The 16,078-nt window shown below is 63.0% G+C and carries 14 protein-coding genes; 12 read left to right on the forward strand and 2 right to left on the reverse strand.

All coding sequences use genetic code 11. The features are described from left to right. Positions 1 to 69 precede the first annotated feature (69 nt). From H3H51_RS09225 to H3H51_RS09275, 11 genes are all read left to right on the forward strand, one after another. A complete protein-coding gene (locus H3H51_RS09225) occupies positions 70 to 912 on the forward strand; it encodes an IclR family transcriptional regulator domain-containing protein (RefSeq protein WP_183088744.1) in 843 nt (280 codons plus the stop codon). A gap of 321 nt (positions 913 to 1,233) precedes the next feature. Beyond that, entirely contained in the window at positions 1,234 to 2,583 is a 1,350-nt protein-coding gene (locus H3H51_RS09230) for an MFS transporter (protein WP_183088745.1), read from the forward strand. Positions 2,584 to 2,763: 180 nt separating this feature from the next. Continuing rightward, complete coding sequence (locus tag H3H51_RS09235; protein ID WP_183088746.1) at positions 2,764 to 3,627, forward strand: CoA transferase subunit A; 864 nt, start codon at positions 2,764 to 2,766, stop codon at positions 3,625 to 3,627. Beyond that, a complete protein-coding gene (locus H3H51_RS09240; protein ID WP_183088747.1) occupies positions 3,627 to 4,409 on the forward strand; it encodes a CoA-transferase subunit beta in 783 nt (260 codons plus the stop codon). The genes H3H51_RS09235 and H3H51_RS09240 overlap by 1 nt, the downstream gene beginning before the upstream one ends. Continuing rightward, the gene (gene pcaF, locus H3H51_RS09245; protein WP_183088748.1) at positions 4,406 to 5,611 is read left to right on the forward strand and encodes a 3-oxoadipyl-CoA thiolase; all 1,206 of its coding nucleotides are present in this window, start codon (positions 4,406 to 4,408) and stop codon (positions 5,609 to 5,611) included. The genes H3H51_RS09240 and pcaF overlap by 4 nt, the downstream gene beginning before the upstream one ends. A gap of 238 nt (positions 5,612 to 5,849) precedes the next feature. Further along, the gene (locus tag H3H51_RS09250) at positions 5,850 to 7,139 is read left to right on the forward strand and encodes an MFS family transporter (RefSeq protein WP_183088749.1); all 1,290 of its coding nucleotides are present in this window, start codon (positions 5,850 to 5,852) and stop codon (positions 7,137 to 7,139) included. Positions 7,140 to 7,179: 40 nt separating this feature from the next. Continuing rightward, complete coding sequence (locus H3H51_RS09255) at positions 7,180 to 8,544, forward strand: 3-carboxy-cis,cis-muconate cycloisomerase (RefSeq protein ID WP_183088750.1); 1,365 nt, start codon at positions 7,180 to 7,182, stop codon at positions 8,542 to 8,544. A 9-nt stretch (positions 8,545 to 8,553) separates the two neighbouring features. Then, the gene (gene pcaD / locus H3H51_RS09260; protein WP_183088751.1) at positions 8,554 to 9,342 is read left to right on the forward strand and encodes a 3-oxoadipate enol-lactonase; all 789 of its coding nucleotides are present in this window, start codon (positions 8,554 to 8,556) and stop codon (positions 9,340 to 9,342) included. Positions 9,343 to 9,453: 111 nt separating this feature from the next. Continuing rightward, the gene (gene pcaC / locus H3H51_RS09265) at positions 9,454 to 9,849 is read left to right on the forward strand and encodes a 4-carboxymuconolactone decarboxylase (protein WP_183088752.1); all 396 of its coding nucleotides are present in this window, start codon (positions 9,454 to 9,456) and stop codon (positions 9,847 to 9,849) included. A 105-nt stretch (positions 9,850 to 9,954) separates the two neighbouring features. After that, positions 9,955 to 10,848, forward strand: coding sequence for a DMT family transporter (locus tag H3H51_RS09270; protein WP_183088753.1), 894 nt, complete (start codon positions 9,955 to 9,957; stop codon positions 10,846 to 10,848). Positions 10,849 to 10,998: 150 nt separating this feature from the next. Beyond that, complete coding sequence (locus H3H51_RS09275) at positions 10,999 to 11,793, forward strand: SDR family NAD(P)-dependent oxidoreductase (protein ID WP_183088754.1); 795 nt, start codon at positions 10,999 to 11,001, stop codon at positions 11,791 to 11,793. 44 nt (positions 11,794 to 11,837) lie between these two features. On the opposite strand, the gene H3H51_RS09280 is transcribed toward H3H51_RS09275, so the two are convergent. Both H3H51_RS09280 and H3H51_RS09285 read right to left on the reverse strand, forming a co-directional pair. Next, on the reverse strand, positions 11,838 to 12,404 hold the full coding sequence (locus H3H51_RS09280; protein WP_183088755.1) for a TetR/AcrR family transcriptional regulator: 567 nt from the start codon (positions 12,402 to 12,404) through the stop codon (positions 11,838 to 11,840). A gap of 148 nt (positions 12,405 to 12,552) precedes the next feature. Further along, a complete protein-coding gene (locus H3H51_RS09285) occupies positions 12,553 to 13,689 on the reverse strand; it encodes a thiolase family protein (RefSeq protein WP_183088756.1) in 1,137 nt (378 codons plus the stop codon). A gap of 347 nt (positions 13,690 to 14,036) precedes the next feature. On the opposite strand from H3H51_RS09285, the gene lpdA reads away from it, so the two are divergent. After that, positions 14,037 to 15,437 carry a dihydrolipoyl dehydrogenase gene (lpdA, locus tag H3H51_RS09290; RefSeq protein ID WP_183088757.1) on the forward strand — a complete coding sequence of 467 codons (1,401 nt, stop codon included), beginning with the start codon at positions 14,037 to 14,039 and terminating at the stop codon, positions 15,435 to 15,437. Positions 15,438 to 16,078: the final 641 nt, after the last annotated feature.

Below are 16,078 nucleotides of genomic sequence, written 5' to 3' on the forward strand. Positions count from 1 at the left end.
AATTGCGATTATCGAACTTTGGTTCGATAATCGGCCGAAATTCGCCTTCTGCTTCCCAGGACAATAACAATGAGCGAAGAACCCCGCCTGCCGCTGCCAACCCTGGCGCCACCGATTGTGGCCTCGCCGGCCAAACGCATCGAAGCCTTCACCGGCGACCCGAACTTCATGACCTCGCTGGCCCGTGGCCTGGCGGTGATCCATGCCTTTCAGGAGCGCAAGCGCCACCTGACCATCGCCCAGATCAGCCACCGCACCGAGATCCCGCGCGCTGCCGTGCGCCGTTGCCTGCACACCCTGATGAAGCTCGGCTACGCCACCACCGACGGGCGTACCTACTCGCTGCTGCCTAAGGTGCTGACCCTGGGCCATGCCTACCTGTCGTCGACGCCGCTGGCGGTCACCGCCCAGCCGATCCTCGATCGCATCAGCGAGCAGCTGCACGAGGCCTGTTCGATGGCCACCCTGGAGGGCGACGAAATTCTCTACATCGCCCGCTCGGCGACGCCACAACGGCTGATCTCGGTGGACCTCAGCGTCGGCAGCCGCCTGCCGGCCTACTGCACGTCCATGGGGCGCATCCTGTTGGCCGGCCTGGACGATCTGGCGCTGGAGGATTACCTCACCCACGCCGACCTGCAGATCAAGACCAGCCGCACCGTGCATACCCTGGAAGGCCTGCGCGCCAACATCGCCGAGATTCGCCAGCAGGGCTGGGTGATCATCGACCAGGAACTGGAAGTCGGCCTGCGCTCGATTGCCGTGCCGCTCAAGGATTCCGCCGGCCAGGTGCTGGCCGCGCTGAACGTCGGCACCCACGTCAGCCGCATCTCCCGCCAGGAGCTGGAAAGCCGCTTCCTGCCGGTGCTGCTGGAAGCCAGCAACGAGCTGAGCACGCGCCTGTTCCACTGAGCCCGGTGCCGTAGCGGGGCGGCCAATCGGTCGTTCCGCTGCGTGTGGCAGGTGGAAGAGTTGTTCGGTAAACGCCCAGTTAGTCGATTATCGAATTGAACGCCCTCGGTGCTCTCCGTACTGTTTCGGCAGGCCGTTCCTCGAACGGCCCCCAATAAGAACAATGAGAGACCGTCACGGCCACCAGCCGCCCGCAGCGCCAGCTTTTGCTGCGAAGCCGCTATCGTCCTGCCTGCTGCTCTTTCCTGTTCCGTTCGCATGTTCGTTGCTGCCAGCCCCCGGGCTGCGGTGATGCGAAGCAAAAATCACAGGAATCCTGCTATGACCAGCTCCGCCCAATTGCCTGCCACCGGCACCCTGGACGTTCAGTCCTTCATCAATGCCCAACCCCTGTCGCGCTACCAATGGCGCATCGTGTTGCTGTGCTTCCTGATTGTTTTCCTCGATGGCCTGGATACCGCCGCCATGGGCTTCATCGCCCCGGCGCTGACCCAGGACTGGGGCATCGACCGCGCCAGCCTCGGCCCGGTGATGAGTGCCGCGCTGATCGGCATGGTCTTCGGCGCCCTCGGCTCCGGGCCGCTGGCCGACCGCTTCGGGCGCAAGCTGGTGCTGGTGGGGGCGGTGTTCCTGTTCGGCCTGTTCAGCCTGCTTTCCGCCTACAGCGGCAATGTCGAGCAGCTGGTGCTGCTGCGTTTCCTCACCGGCCTGGGCCTGGGCGCGGCGATGCCCAACGCCACCACGCTGCTGTCCGAGTACACCCCGGAGCGGCTCAAGTCGCTGCTGGTGACCAGCATGTTCTGCGGCTTCAACCTGGGCATGGCTTGTGGTGGTTTCGTTTCCGCCAAGCTGATTCCGGCGTTCGGCTGGCACAGCCTGCTGCTGCTCGGTTGCTTGCTGCCGCTGCTGTTGGCGCTGGTGCTGCTGGTGTGGCTGCCGGAGTCGGCGCGTTTCCTGGTGGTGCGCAATCGCGGCGCGGACAAGGTGCGCAAGGTGCTGGCGCCGATCGCCCCGGCGCAGGTTGCCCTGGCCGGTGATTTCAGCGTGCCGGAACAGAACATCGTGCAGAGCCGCAACGTGCTCAAGGTGGTGTTCTCCGGTGCTTACAGCGCCGGCACCCTGCTGCTGTGGCTGACCTATTTCATGGGCCTGGTCATCGTCTACCTGCTCACCAGCTGGCTGCCGACGCTGATGCGCGACGGCGGCGCGAGCATGGAACAGGCGGCGTTCATCGGTGCGCTGTTCCAGTTCGGCGGGGTGCTCAGCGCGGTGGGCGTGGGCTGGGCGATGGATCGCTACAACCCGCACAAGGTCATCGGTTGCTTCTACCTGCTGGCCGGCGTGTTTGCCTACTGCGTGGGCCAGAGCCTGGGCGAAGTGACCCTGCTGGCGACGCTCGTGCTGCTGGCCGGCATGTGCATCAACGGCGCGCAGTCGGCGATGCCGTCGCTGGCCGCGCGCTTCTACCCGACCCAGGGCCGCGCTACCGGCGTGTCGTGGATGCTTGGCATCGGCCGCTTCGGCGCCATCCTCGGCGCCTGGGCCGGCGCCACGCTGCTGGGGCTGGGCTGGAACTTCGAGCAGGTACTGACCGCGCTGGTCGTACCGGCCGCCATCGCCAGTGTGGCAGTGGTGATCAAGGGCCTGGTCAGCCACGCCGACGCCACCTGAGTCACCCCTTGGCGCGGCGTGCCTTCGCGGTGCGCACGCCCTACGACTCTACCCGCTTCGCATAGTTAATTCGTTCGATAATCGCACATGTAGTCGATTATCGAATTGTTTGCCGGCGGGCTCGACGGTACCTTCTTTATCACCGGCGAGCCTGCGCCTCGTAACCACAAGAGAACCACCATGGCCGAAATCATTTCCCTGCGCGAAGCGGTCGAACGCTTCGTCCACGACGGCGACAAAGTTGCCCTCGAAGGCTTTACCCACCTGATTCCGACTGCCGCGTCCCACGAGCTGATCCGCCAGGGCAAGAAAGACCTGACCCTGGTGCGCATGACCCCGGACCTGGTTTACGACCTGCTGATCGGTGCCGGTTGCGCCAAGCGCCTGGTGTTTTCCTGGGGTGGCAATCCTGGTGTCGGCTCGCTGCACCGCCTGCGTGACGCCGTCGAAAAAGACTGGCCGCATGCGCTGGAGATCGAAGAACACAGCCATGCCGACCTGGCCAACTCTTACGTCGCCGGCGCCTCGGGCCTGCCGTTTGCGGTGCTGCGTGCCTACGCCGGTTCCGACCTGCCGAAGGTCAACCCGCTGATCAAGACGGTCACCTGCCCATTCACCGGCGAAGTGCTGGCGGCCGTGCCGTCGGTGCGCCCGGACGTCACCGTGATTCACGCGCAGAAGGCCGACCGCAAGGGCAACGTATTGCTCTGGGGCATTCTCGGCGTGCAGAAGGAAGCGGCCCTGGCGGCCAAGCGCTGCATCGTCACCGTGGAAGAAATCGTCGACGACCTCAACGCGCCGATGAACGCCTGCGTCCTGCCGACCTGGGCGCTGACCGCCGTGTGCCATGTGCCCGGTGGCGCGCACCCGTCCTACGCCCACGGCTACTACGAGCGCGACAACCGCTTCTACCAGGCCTGGGACCCGATTGCCCGCGACCGTGAAACCTTCACCGCGTGGATCGATGAGTACATTCGCGGCACCGAAGACTTCGCCGCCTTCCAAGCCAAGCTCTCCAGCCAGCAACACGCGGAGGCCAAGTAATGAGCGCCTACAACACCAATGAAATGATGACCGTCGCCGCCGCCCGCCGCCTGAAAAATGGCTCGGTGTGTTTTGTCGGTATCGGCCTGCCTTCCAAGGCTGCCAACCTGGCGCGCCTGACTTCTTCGCCGGATGTGGTGCTGATCTACGAATCCGGCCCAATTGGCGCCAAACCGACTGTGCTGCCGCTGTCCATCGGTGACGGCGAACTGGCGGAAACCGCCGACACCGTGGTGCCCACCGGCGAGATCTTCCGCTACTGGCTGCAGGGCGGGCGCATTGACGTCGGCTTCCTCGGCGCAGCCCAGGTCGACAAGTTCGGCAACATCAACACCACGGTGATCGGTGATTACCACAAGCCGAAAGTGCGTCTGCCCGGTGCCGGTGGCGCGCCGGAAATCGCCGGTTCGGCCAAGTCGGTGCTGATCATCCTCAAGCAATCGCACCGCACCTTTGTCGACAAACTGGCGTTCATTACCTCGGTCGGTTTCGGCGAGGGCGGCGACCACCGCCAGCGTCTCGGCCTGCCCGGCAAAGGGCCGGTCGGCATCATCACCGACCTGTGCATCATGGAGCCGGAAGCCGGCACCAACGAATTCATCGTGACCTCCCTGCACCCGGGCGTGACCCGTGAGCAGGTGATTGAGGCGACTGGCTGGCAGATCCGCTTCGCCGACAACGTCAGCGTCACCGAAGCGCCGCAAGCCCACGAACTGGAAGCCCTGCGCGCCCTCGAAGCACGCACGGCGGCTGCCCACGGCCAGGCCGGGGGTGAGGAATGACCCGCGACGTCTTTATCTGCGATGCCGTGCGTACGCCGATCGGTCGCCTGAATGGTGGCCTGGCGCCGGTGCGTGCCGATGACCTGGCGGCGATTCCGCTCAAGGCCCTGATGGAGCGCAACCCGCAGGTGGACTGGAGCGCCCTGGACGAAGTGTTCATGGGCTGCGCCAACCAGTCCGGCGAAGACAACCGCAACGTCGCACGCATGGCCGTGCTGCTCGCCGGCCTGCCGGAAACGGTGCCGGGCGTGACCCTCAACCGCCTCTGCGCCTCCGGTATGGAAGCGGTGGGCGCAGCGTTCCGTGCCATCGCCAGCGGCGAGATGGAATTGGCCATTGCCGCCGGCGTCGAGTCGATGACCCGCGCGCCCTACGTCATGGGCAAAGCCGACAGCGCCTTTGGCCGCGGCCAGAAACTGGAAGACACCACCCTCGGCTGGCGCTTTGTGAACCCGCTGATGAAAGAGCAGTACGGCGTCGACCCGATGCCGGTCACCGGTGACAACGTCGCCGAGGATTACCAGGTCAGCCGCGCCGATCAGGACGCTTTCGCCCTGCGCAGCCAGCAACGCGCTGCCGCCGCCCAGGAGTCCGGTTACTTCGCCGAAGAAATCGTGCCGGTGCTGATCAAGGGCAAGAAAGGCGACACGCTGATCAGCGTGGACGAGCACCCGCGTGCCGATACCAATGCCGAGGGCCTGGCCAAGCTGAAACCGGTCAACGGCGCCGATAAAACCGTCACCGCCGGCAACGCCTCGGGCCTTAACGATGGCGCTTCGGCGATCATCCTGGCCTCGGCTGAAGCGGTAAAGAAATTCGGCCTGACGCCACGGGCCAAAGTGCTCGGAATGGCCAGCGGCGGCGTGGCGCCACGGGTCATGGGCATCGGCCCGATCCCGGCGGTGCGCAAGCTGCTGGCGCGGCTGAACCTGAGCATCGACGCCTTCGACGTGATCGAGTTGAACGAAGCCTTCGCCGCCCAGGGCCTGGCCGTCACCCGCGACCTGGGTTTGGCCGACGACAACGCCAAGGTAAACCCCAATGGCGGCGCCATCGCCCTCGGCCATCCGTTGGGCATGAGCGGTAATCGCCTGGTGCTGACTGCGGTACACCAGTTGCAGAAAACCGGCGGCAAGCTGGCCCTGGCGACCATGTGTGTTGGGGTAGGGCAGGGTCTGGCGATCGCGATTCAGGCGGTCTAGGTCACTTCTCGCGGTGGCGGAAGCTTCTTCTGGATCCCCGCCTTCGCGGGGATGACGAGGTTGTTTGAACGTACGCGATCTATCCAACACCACCGTCATCCCCGCGAAGGCGGGGATCCAGGTGCGCAAAGCTCATGGCCAGCGCCACGGCATGACGCATCTCGCGCTGGATTGGATTGAACGGGGGTGCGTATGCACGGGTCTAGCCTCAGGCAAACCCTCTGATGAGTAACAAAATATGACTGCCACGCATTACACCGGCGAAGAGCGCCGTAAGCGCATCTTCGCGATTGTCGGTGCCTCCTCGGGCAACCTGGTGGAATGGTTCGACTTCTATGTCTATGCCTTCTGCGCCATCTATTTCGCCCCCGCGTTCTTCCCTTCCGACGACCCGACGGTGCAGCTGCTCAACACCGCCGGCGTGTTTGCGGCGGGCTTCCTGATGCGCCCCATTGGCGGCTGGCTGTTTGGCCGGGTGGCCGACAAGCACGGGCGCAAGAACTCGATGATGATTTCGGTGCTGATGATGTGCGCCGGCTCGCTGGTGATCGCCTGCCTGCCGACCTACGCCAGCATTGGTGCCTGGGCACCGGCGCTGCTGCTGATGGCGCGCCTGTTCCAGGGCCTGTCGGTGGGTGGCGAATACGGCACTACCGCGACCTACATGAGTGAAGTGGCGCTGCGTGGCCAGCGCGGTTTCTTCGCTTCGTTCCAGTACGTGACCCTGATCGGCGGGCAACTGCTGGCGGTGCTGCTGGTGGTGATCTTGCAGCAGTTGCTCACTGAAGATGAGCTGCGCGCCTGGGGCTGGCGGATTCCCTTCGTGGTCGGCGCTGTGGCAGCGGTGATCTCGTTGCTGCTGCGCCGCAGCCTGGAAGAGACCACCACCGCCGAGAGCCGTCAGGACAAGGACGCCGGCAGCGTCGCGGCGCTGTTCAAGCACCACAAGGCAGCCTTCATCACCGTGCTCGGCTACACCGCCGGCGGCTCGCTGATCTTCTACACCTTCACCACCTATATGCAGAAGTACCTGGTCAACACGGCCGGCATGCACGCCAAGACCGCCAGCTTCATCATGACCGGCGCGCTGTTCCTTTATATGTGCATGCAGCCGCTGTTCGGCATGCTCTCGGACAAGATCGGTCGGCGTAACTCGATGCTCTGGTTCGGCGCCCTGGGCACGCTGTGCACGGTGCCGATCCTGCTGACGCTGAAAACCGTCACCAACCCGGTCCTGGCATTCGCCCTGATTACCCTGGCTCTGGCCATCGTCAGTTTCTACACCTCCATCAGCGGCTTGGTGAAGGCCGAGATGTTCCCGCCGCAAGTGCGTGCGCTGGGGGTGGGGCTGGCCTATGCGGTGGCCAATGCGATGTTTGGTGGCTCGGCGGAATATGTCGCCCTGGGACTGAAAAGCATCGGCATGGAGAACACCTTTTATTGGTACGTTACCGTGATGATGGCGATAGCATTCCTGTTCAGCCTGCGGCTGCCGAAACAGGCCGCTTATCTGCATAACGATCACTGATTGGCTGGCGCGCATCCTGGTGCGCGCCCTAAGGAATTCCATGAGCGCTACAGCGAGCAACCAGTTGTTCGACACCTACTTCACCCAGCCGGCGATGCGCGCGATCTTCTGCGATCACGGCCGGGTGCAGGGCATGCTGGATTTCGAAGCCGCGCTGGCTCGGGCCGAGGCACGCGTCGGGGTGATTCCGCAGCGCGCAGTGGCGCCTATTGCAGCCGCCTGCCAGGCCGAGTTGTATGACTTCGCCGCCTTGGCGGTGGCCATTGCCAGTGCCGGTAATTCGGCCATCCCGCTGGTCAAGGCGCTGGGCAAACAGATTGCCACCCACGATGCCGAGGCCGAGCGCCATGTGCACTTGGGCGCCACCAGCCAGGATGCAATGGATAGCGGGCTGGTTGTGCAATTGCGCGCCGCCATCGTGTTGCTGGAAAACGACCTGGAACAACTGGCCGCCAGCCTGGCCGAGCAGGCCACGCGCCATGCCGACACTCCGCTGGCCGGGCGCACCTGGCTGCAGCATGCCACGCCGGTAACCCTGGGCATGAAGCTCGCTGGGGTGCTGGGCGCTGTGACCCGTCACCGCCAGCGCTTGCGGGAACTCAAACCGCGGTTGCTGTCGCTGCAGTTCGGCGGCGCTTCCGGCAGCCTGGCTGCCCTGGGCGATCAGGGCTTGGCGGTGGCCGAAGCGCTGGCTGCCGAGCTGGAGCTGACCTTGCCGGAGCAACCCTGGCACACCCAGCGTGATCGCCTGGTGGAGTTCGCCAGCCTGCTGGGGATGCTGGCCGGTAGCCTGGGCAAGCTCGGCCGTGACATCAGCCTGTTGATGCAGACAGAAGCCGGCGAGCTGTTCGAGCCGTCGGCGCCGGGCAAGGGCGGTTCCTCGACCATGCCGCACAAGCGCAACCCGGTCAGTGCGGCGGTATTGATTGGTGCCGCCACCCGCGCACCGGGCCTGGTGGCGACTATGTTCGCAGCCATGCCGCAGGAACATGAACGCAGCTTGGGGCTGTGGCATGCCGAGTGGGAAACCCTGCCGGAGCTCTGCTGCCTGGTTTCCGGTGCACTGCAGCAGGCGCTGCTGGTGGTGCCGGGGCTGGAAGTGGACGCCGCGCGCATGCGCCACAACCTCGAACTGACCCAGGGCCTGGTGCTGGCCGAGGCGGTGAGCATCGCCCTGGCCCAGCGCCTTGGCCGCGATGCCGCGCACCACCTGATCGAACAGTGCTGCCGCCGCGCGGTGGAGCAGGGCGCTCATCTGCGCCAGGTGCTGGGCGAAACGGCCGAAGTGACGGCGCAGTTGTCCGCCAGCGAGCTGGACCGCCTGCTCGATCCTGCCCATTACCTCGGCCAGGCCCGCCTGTGGGTCGAGCGTGCCGTGGCCGAACACCAGAATTTCTCCCGCTAGGAGCTTTGCATGCCTGCCGTAAAACTCGCCGATGGCGAACTGAATTACCTGCTCGAAGGCCCAGCGACTGCGCCGGTGCTGGTGTTGTCCAACTCCCTGGGCACCGACCTGCATATGTGGGATGCGCAGATCCCGACGTTCACCGAGCATTTTCGGGTGCTGCGTTACGACACCCGTGGCCACGGCAAATCGCTGGTCAGTGAGGGGCCTTACAGCATCGAGCAGAATGGCCGCGACGTGCTGGCCCTGCTGGATGCGCTGGATATCCCTCGTGCGCATTTCTGCGGCCTGTCCATGGGCGGGCTGATTGGCCAGTGGCTGGCGGTCAACGCGTCTGAGCGCCTGCAACGCGTGGTGCTGTGCAACACCGCAGCCAAGATCGGCAGTCCGGAGGTGTGGAACCCACGCATCGAAACCGTGTTGCGCGATGGTTCGGCCGCCATGCGGGCGTTGCGTGATGCCTCGGTGGCACGCTGGTTCACCCCGGAGTTCGCGATTACCGAGTCGGCCAAGGTCGAACCGGTGGTCGGCATGCTCGCGGCCACCTCGCCAGAAGGCTATGCGGCCAACTGTGCGGCGGTGCGCGATGCGGATTTTCGCGAGCAGGTGGCGTCGATCAAGCTGCCGCTGCTGGTGGTCTGCGGTACACAGGACGTCGTGACCACGCCGACCGATGGGCGCTTCCTGGTGGAGCGTGTGGCGGGGGCGCAGATGGTCGAGTTCCACGCTGCGCACCTGTCCAATGTCGAAGCCGGCGAGCTGTTCACCCAGCGCGTGCTGGATTTCCTGCAAGCCTGACGCCGCTTGGCTCTGTGTAGGAGCGAGCTCTGCTCGCGAAGCTGTTGCGCTGCCTACGTTCGCGAGCAGAGCTCGCTCCTACCGGGCCTGCATTTATCCATGGAGCAAGAAATGGACGAAAAACAACGCTACGAAGCCGGTATGCAGGTACGCCGCGCGGTGCTGGGCGACGCCCACGTCGACCGCAGCCTGAACAACCTCACGCCGTTCAACGAAGAGTTCCAGGAAATGATCACCCGCCACGCCTGGGGTGACATATGGACCCGCCCCGGCCTGCCACGGCATACCCGCAGCCTGATCACCATCGCCATGCTGATCGGCATGAACCGCGAAGGTGAACTCAAGCTGCACCTCAAAGCCGCCAAGAACAACGGCGTGACCCGCGAAGAGATCAAGGAAGTGCTGATGCAGAGCGCGATCTATTGCGGCATCCCGGCGGCCAACGCCACCTTCCACCTGGCGGAAGAGGTGTGGGACGAGATGGGTGTGGAATCGCTGCAGGACTGATGTGATCCCCGCTGGCGATCCATGACTTGAGTCGTTGCCGATCCGGGGATATCTTGAAGCAGGCTAACTGTTAGCCTGCTATTTAGTATTCCCCCCGAGCCTTGCATGAGCCTGCCACCCGTTCCCACCCGCCGCGCCGACGAGCCCTTGAAGGGCATCCTGCTGGTGTGCCTGGCGATCTTCCTGTTCTCCAGCCACGACGCGATTTCCAAATACCTGTCGGGTATTTACCCGATCGTCATGGTGGTGTGGGTGCGCTACCTGGTGCACACCTTGCTGCTGGCAGGTTTCTTTCTGCCGCGTGAAGGCTTGGGGGTGCTGCGTACGGGGCGGCCGTGGTTGCAGCTATTGCGTGCGCTGTGCCTGATCGGCACCAGTCTGTTCTTCACCACCGGATTGCGCCATATCCCGCTGGCGGAGGCCACGGCGGTGAACTTCCTCGCGCCGCTGCTGGTGCTGGCCCTGTCGGTGCCGCTGCTGCATGAGCGAGTCAGCCTCGGCCAGTGGTTGGCGGTGCTGGGCGGCTTGGTCGGGGTGCTGATCATCGTCCGCCCCGGTTCGGCGCTGTTTACCGTGGAGATCCTGTATCCCTTGGCTTCGGCACTGTGCTTCGGCTTCTATCAGCTGATCACGCGCATCCTCAGCAGCCATGACAGTCCCTCGACCAGCAACTTCCTCACCGGGCTGATCAATACCCTGATCATGACCGCGCTGGTGCCGTTCTTCTGGCAGGCACCGCAGACCCTCGGCCAGGCCCTGCTGATGTTGGCGCTGGGCGCCTGTGGCATGGGCGGGCACATGCTGTTGACGCAATCCTTCCGCTTCGCCTCGCCAACCCTGCTGGCGCCGTTCGGCTATGGGCAGATCGTCTTCGCCGGCCTGCTGGGCTTCCTGTTGTTCGATCACATGCCCGATGCCTGGGCGATCCTGGGTATCTGCATCATCTGCCTGTGCGGCCTGCTGGTCGCGTTCGGCCAGCGTGGCGCCAGCCAGAACTGATTGCTCGCTTTCTCTCCTGACCGAACCCTTTGTCGCAAGCTGCCGCTGGGCAGCTTTACTCAGTAGGTTTTGCTGAAACCACATGCTAGTATTTCGGTCGTAATATAAATGAATTTTCCCGACTTACAGGGTCACCAGAGGAGCGTTGCGATGAGCTTGCACACGATTAAAGGTAAAGCATTGGTCACTGGCGCTTCTTCCGGCATCGGCGCCACCTATGCCGAACGGCTGGCCAGTCGCGGTTTTGACCTGCTGTTGGTGGCCCGTGATCTGTCGCGGCTGGAGGCCATGGCGGCGCGTTTGAGCCAGGCGCATGGGGTGACAGTCGAGGTACTCAAGGCGGACCTGACCAGCCCGGCCGATACCCAGGTTGTCGCCCAGCGCCTGCGTAGCGACGCAACGATCACGCTGCTGGTGAACAACGCCGGTGTAGCGATGAATGGCAGCCTGGCCGAAGCGGACCTGGTTAAGGTCGATGCGCTGATCCAGCTCAACATCGTCGCCCTGACACACCTGGCAGCCGCCGCCTCGGCCACCTTCTCGGCCGCCGGGCGTGGCGGGATCATCAATATCGCTTCGGTAGTGGCCTTGGCACCGGAGATGTTCAACGCGGTGTACAGCGCGTCGAAAGCCTATGTGCTGAGCCTGACGCAAACCCTGCATGGGGAAATCGGCAAGCAGGGCGTGCAGCTGCAGGCCGTGTGTCCAGGGGTGACGCGCACGGAGATCTGGGAACGTTCGGGGATGGACGAGAAGGCGTTGCCGCCGGAGATGATCATGGAAGTCGGGGAGATGGTCGATGCAGCGCTGACGGGGTTCGATCAGGGCGAGCTGATCACTATTCCTTCACTGCCGGATGCCGCTGACTGGAATGCGCTGGTCAACGCGCGCGGCAAGCTCGGTCCCAACCTGTCTCGTAACAGCGCGGCGGCGCGTTACAAGTAAGTGCCACAGCAGGCCCCTGGCCAAGCAGGTCAGGGGCTTTCGTTTCAGTGTTGCGTGGCGGTTTGTTCGATCAACAGCTTGCGCGTGGTTTTCAGCAGGCGCTCGGCCAGCTGCGGGTCCTGGGCGCTGCGCGATAGCAGCAGCGCGCCGACCATCGCCGAGAGCAACAGCACGCTTTTCTCGTCAGCATCTTCACCGCCCATGGCGGCCTCGATCATGCCCAGGCGATCAAGAATGATCTGATCGGTCTGCGGGCTGGGCTGGCCGCGCTGGCCCAGCTCGGCGCTCATGGTCGGCAGCGGGCAGCCGGCGCCTGGATTGGCCTGGTGCGTGGAGGACAGATAGCGGGCGATGAAGGTGGGCAGCGGGGTCTCGCTGTCGAGGCTTTCCTTGGCGCTGACCTGCAACTCGTTTGCTGCATGCTCAAGGGCGATCTCGACCAGTTCATCCTTGGATTTGAAATGCGCATAGAAACCGCCGTGGGTCAGGCCGAGCGTCTTCATCAACGGCTGCAGGCCGGTGGCCCCGACACCATCGCGGCGAAACAGGCGCGAAGCCTCCTCGATGATGCGTTGGCGGGTATTGGCTTTGTGGTCTTCGGAATAGCGCATGGCTGGGTGCCTCTGCGGGAGGATTAGGATGCTGACTGACATCTTAACCCGTTCGCCACGCCTGGCGACAACTCTGGCGATATACGGATACAGCCTGCCGTAGCAACAGGGCATTGCGCCCCACGGCTACGACAGGCTGTTTTTACCCTCAGTTGTCGACGGCTTCGAGCAGCGTCGCCACGCCCTGACCACCAGCGATGCACTGGGTGGCAATGGCGTAGCGCCCGCCAGTACGTTTGAGCAGTGACGCGGCTTTACCGGTGATGCGCGCGCCGGTTGCGCCGAGTGGATGACCGAGCGCCAGGGCGCCGCCATCGAGGTTGACCTTGGCCATATCCAGGCCCAGTTCGCGCACGCAGGCGATGGATTGGCTGGCGAAGGCTTCGTTGATTTCCACCAAGTCGATGTCATCGATACTCAGGCCCGCTCGTTCCAGCACCTTGCGGGTGGCGACCACGGGGCCCATGCCCATGATGTCCGGCGCACAACCGCCGACGGCTACGGCTTTGATCCGTGCGAGGATTTCCAGGCCGCGGCTGCGTGCGAATTCTTCGGTACACACCAGCACGGCGGCACTGCCGTCAGTCAGCGGCGAAGAAGTCGCAGCTGTGACGCTACCGCCGAAGGCTGGCTTGAGGCCTGCCAGGGCTTCGACATTGGTTCCGGGGCGGATGCAGCCGTCCTCGTTGACCAGGCCATCCGGCGTGGTGATCGGCACAATCTCGTCGACAAGCAAGCCGCGCTCACGGGCGCTGGCGGCCTTGGCGTGAGACTCGACCGCCATGATTTCCTGTTTTTCACGGCTGACCTCGAAGCGCTTGGCCACTTCCTCGGCGGTGTAACCCATGGCCATGTAGACCTGCGGGAAGTCCTGCATCAGCGTCGGGTTGGGCGAGATGTTGAAACCGCCCATGGGTACGCGGGTCATCGATTCGACCCCGGCGCAGATGAAGGCATCACCGGCGCCCAGCATGATCTGCCCGGCCGCGAAGTGGATAGCCGTCATCGAGGAGCCGCAGAAGCGGTTGACCGTCGCGCCACCCAGGGTTTCAGGAAAGCCCGCCCGGAAACTGGCAATGCGGGCGATGTTCATGCCTTGCTCCGCCTCGGGATAGGCGCAACCCATGATGACGTCTTCCACTTCGGCGGGGTCGAGGTCGAGCTTGTTGACCAGGCCACGCAGCACCTGCGCTGCCAGATCATCCGGGCGTAGGTTGATCAGTCCGCCTTTCTTGGCGAAGTGAAACGGAGACCGTGCGTAACCGGCAATAACGATGGAGGTCATGGCTAGGATCCTGCGCTGGGTGGGTGGAATGTGGCCGTGATTCAAGGAATGGCCTTTGGTTGAAAATATTATGACCATAATTCAAATGGCGTGTATACATGTCATGCGTAATTCAATGATGGCGCGGGGTGGATTGGCGGGCTCTATCGAGTGGGGTTGTGAGTACCTGTCGCGGATCGCAGCACGGTGTATGGCGAGCGGCGAGGTGGGCTGCCCTGACCTATGGTTCTTCTACTCAATGTACTCGCCCTGAAGTCGGAGGGCGTTCTTCTTATATAGGTAGCGATTCGCGTGGGTGTGGTGCGTCGCTGTTTGCCAACTTGCCATGGGCTTGAGGAGTGTTCGTCATGAGTGCATACGACGTGGTGATTATCGGGGGCGGCCCCGGCGGTTATAACGCGGCCATCCGTGCGGGGCAGCTAGGGCTCAAGGTGGCTTGCGTCGAGGGGCGCGAGACGCTGGGCGGCACCTGCCTGAATGTCGGCTGCATGCCGTCCAAGGCGTTGCTGCATGCCTCCGAGTTGTACGAGGCAGCGTTGGGTACGGAGTTCGCCACCTTGGGTATCGAGGTCAAGCCGACTCTTAACCTGGCGCAGATGATGAAACAGAAGAATGACAGCGTCACTGCGCTCACCAAGGGCATCGAGTTCCTCTTTCGCAAGCACAAGGTCGAGTGGATCAAGGGTTGGGGGCGGCTGGATGGAGTAGGGCGGGTGGTGGTTGCGCTAGCCGACGGTTCGCAGCAAGAGCTGCAGGCCAAGAATGTGGTGATCGCGACGGGCTCGGAGCCGACTCCGTTGCCGGGTGTGGATATCGATAACAAGCGCATCCTGGATTCAACTGGGGCGCTGTCATTGCCGGAAGTGCCCAAGCACCTGGTCGTGATCGGCGCTGGAGTGATTGGCCTGGAGCTGGGTTCGGTCTGGCGCCGGCTCGGCACCGAAGTGACGGTTGTCGAGTACCTGGATCGGATCTGTCCGGGGCTGGATGAGGAAGTGGGCAAAACTTTGCAGCGCTCCCTGAGCAAACAGGGCATGGCTTTTCGTCTGGGTTCGAAAGTGACATCGGCGAAGGTAAAGGCAGAGTCTGTCGAGTTGAGTATCGAGCCGGCTAGTGGTGGCGAGGCGCAGGTGCTGCAGGCGGACTATGTGCTGGTAGCCATCGGTCGTCGTCCATTTACTGAGGGATTGGGGCTTGAGTCGGTCGGCGTTGTACCGGACCGCCGTGGCATGCTGGAAAACAATCATCATGCCGCGGCGGTGCCTGGGATCTGGATCATCGGGGACGTTACCTCGGGCCCGATGCTGGCGCACAAGGCAGAAGATGAGGCGATTGCCTGTATCGAGCGCATCGCCGGCAAGGCGGCGGAGGTCAACTACGGGGTAATCCCGAATGTCATCTACACCAAGCCGGAGGTCGCCAGCGTAGGTAAGACTGAAGAGCAGCTAAAGGCAGAAGGGCGTCTATATAAAGTGGGCAAGTTCCCCTTCACGGCGAACAGTCGAGCCAAGATCAATCATGAGGCAGAGGGCTTCGTCAAAGTCCTTGCCGATGAGCGCAGTGACGAGATCCTGGGGGTACACATGGTGGGGCCTAGTGTGAGTGAGATGGTCGGTGAGTACTGCGTGGCCATGGAGTTCGCAGCGTCTGCAGAAGACATCGCGCTGATCTGCCACCCGCACCCCACTCGTTCTGAAGCTTTGCGCCAGGCTGCAATGGGCGTTGAAGGGTGGATCATGCAAGCCTGACTTGGGTCGAAAGCAGCCTATCAGCAGGAAAGTCCATTTCTGCTCTGAAAGGTGTTGACGGCGAATTCTACGAGCCTATAATGCGCACCTCTTCCGGCGTAGCCTGATCTGAAAACTCCTTGATAAACAAAGAGTTAGACGAAAATAAAGGTTGCTCCGGTGGCGGATTCGAGTAGAATGCGCCGGGCTGGCAGGGTGGCGGTTTGATCCTGTTGGCGCTTCGGTTCGAAAGAGCTGAGGATGCTGAAAAGAGGTGGTTGACAGCGAGTTTGAACGCTGTAGAATTCGCCTCCCGCTGATGTGAAGCGCAAGCAGATCGGAAGCGCAAGCGGTTGAGAGGAAACGAAAAATTCTTCGAAACTGGTTGACAGAAAGAAAGGCTGCTGTAGAATGCGCGGCCTCGGTTGAGACGAAAGGCTTAATCGAAACGCTCTTTAACAACTGAATCAAGCAATTCGTGTGGGTGCTTGTGAGGTAAGACTGATAGTCACCTGATTATCAGCATCACAAAGCAACACTCGTTAATTCGAGAGTTAACTCTTTAGTAATAGAGAGATTTGCGATTGCTGAGCCAAGTTTAGGGTTTTCTCAAAACCCAAGCAGTATTGAACTGAAGAGTTTGATCATGGCTCAGATTGAAC

This window comes from Aquipseudomonas ullengensis, from assembly GCF_014174475.1.
GTDB classification, from domain to species: Bacteria; Pseudomonadota; Gammaproteobacteria; order Pseudomonadales; family Pseudomonadaceae; genus Aquipseudomonas; species Aquipseudomonas ullengensis.

What these genes read in the sequence shown, in the direction of transcription:
- H3H51_RS09225 (WP_183088744.1), top strand. Translation starts at nt 70, where the DNA reads ATGAGCGAAGAACCCCGCCTGCCGCTGCCAACCCTGGCGCCACCGATT.
- H3H51_RS09230 (WP_183088745.1), top strand. Translation starts at nt 1,234, where the DNA reads ATGACCAGCTCCGCCCAATTGCCTGCCACCGGCACCCTGGACGTTCAG.
- H3H51_RS09235 (WP_183088746.1), top strand. Translation starts at nt 2,764, where the DNA reads ATGGCCGAAATCATTTCCCTGCGCGAAGCGGTCGAACGCTTCGTCCAC.
- H3H51_RS09240 (WP_183088747.1), top strand. Translation starts at nt 3,627, where the DNA reads ATGAGCGCCTACAACACCAATGAAATGATGACCGTCGCCGCCGCCCGC.
- pcaF (WP_183088748.1), top strand. Translation starts at nt 4,406, where the DNA reads ATGACCCGCGACGTCTTTATCTGCGATGCCGTGCGTACGCCGATCGGT.
- H3H51_RS09250 (WP_183088749.1), top strand. Translation starts at nt 5,850, where the DNA reads ATGACTGCCACGCATTACACCGGCGAAGAGCGCCGTAAGCGCATCTTC.
- H3H51_RS09255 (WP_183088750.1), top strand. Translation starts at nt 7,180, where the DNA reads ATGAGCGCTACAGCGAGCAACCAGTTGTTCGACACCTACTTCACCCAG.
- pcaD (WP_183088751.1), top strand. Translation starts at nt 8,554, where the DNA reads ATGCCTGCCGTAAAACTCGCCGATGGCGAACTGAATTACCTGCTCGAA.
- pcaC (WP_183088752.1), top strand. Translation starts at nt 9,454, where the DNA reads ATGGACGAAAAACAACGCTACGAAGCCGGTATGCAGGTACGCCGCGCG.
- H3H51_RS09270 (WP_183088753.1), top strand. Translation starts at nt 9,955, where the DNA reads ATGAGCCTGCCACCCGTTCCCACCCGCCGCGCCGACGAGCCCTTGAAG.
- H3H51_RS09275 (WP_183088754.1), top strand. Translation starts at nt 10,999, where the DNA reads ATGAGCTTGCACACGATTAAAGGTAAAGCATTGGTCACTGGCGCTTCT.
- H3H51_RS09280 (WP_183088755.1), bottom strand. Translation starts at nt 12,404, where the DNA reads ATGCGCTATTCCGAAGACCACAAAGCCAATACCCGCCAACGCATCATC.
- H3H51_RS09285 (WP_183088756.1), bottom strand. Translation starts at nt 13,689, where the DNA reads ATGACCTCCATCGTTATTGCCGGTTACGCACGGTCTCCGTTTCACTTC.
- lpdA (WP_183088757.1), top strand. Translation starts at nt 14,037, where the DNA reads ATGAGTGCATACGACGTGGTGATTATCGGGGGCGGCCCCGGCGGTTAT.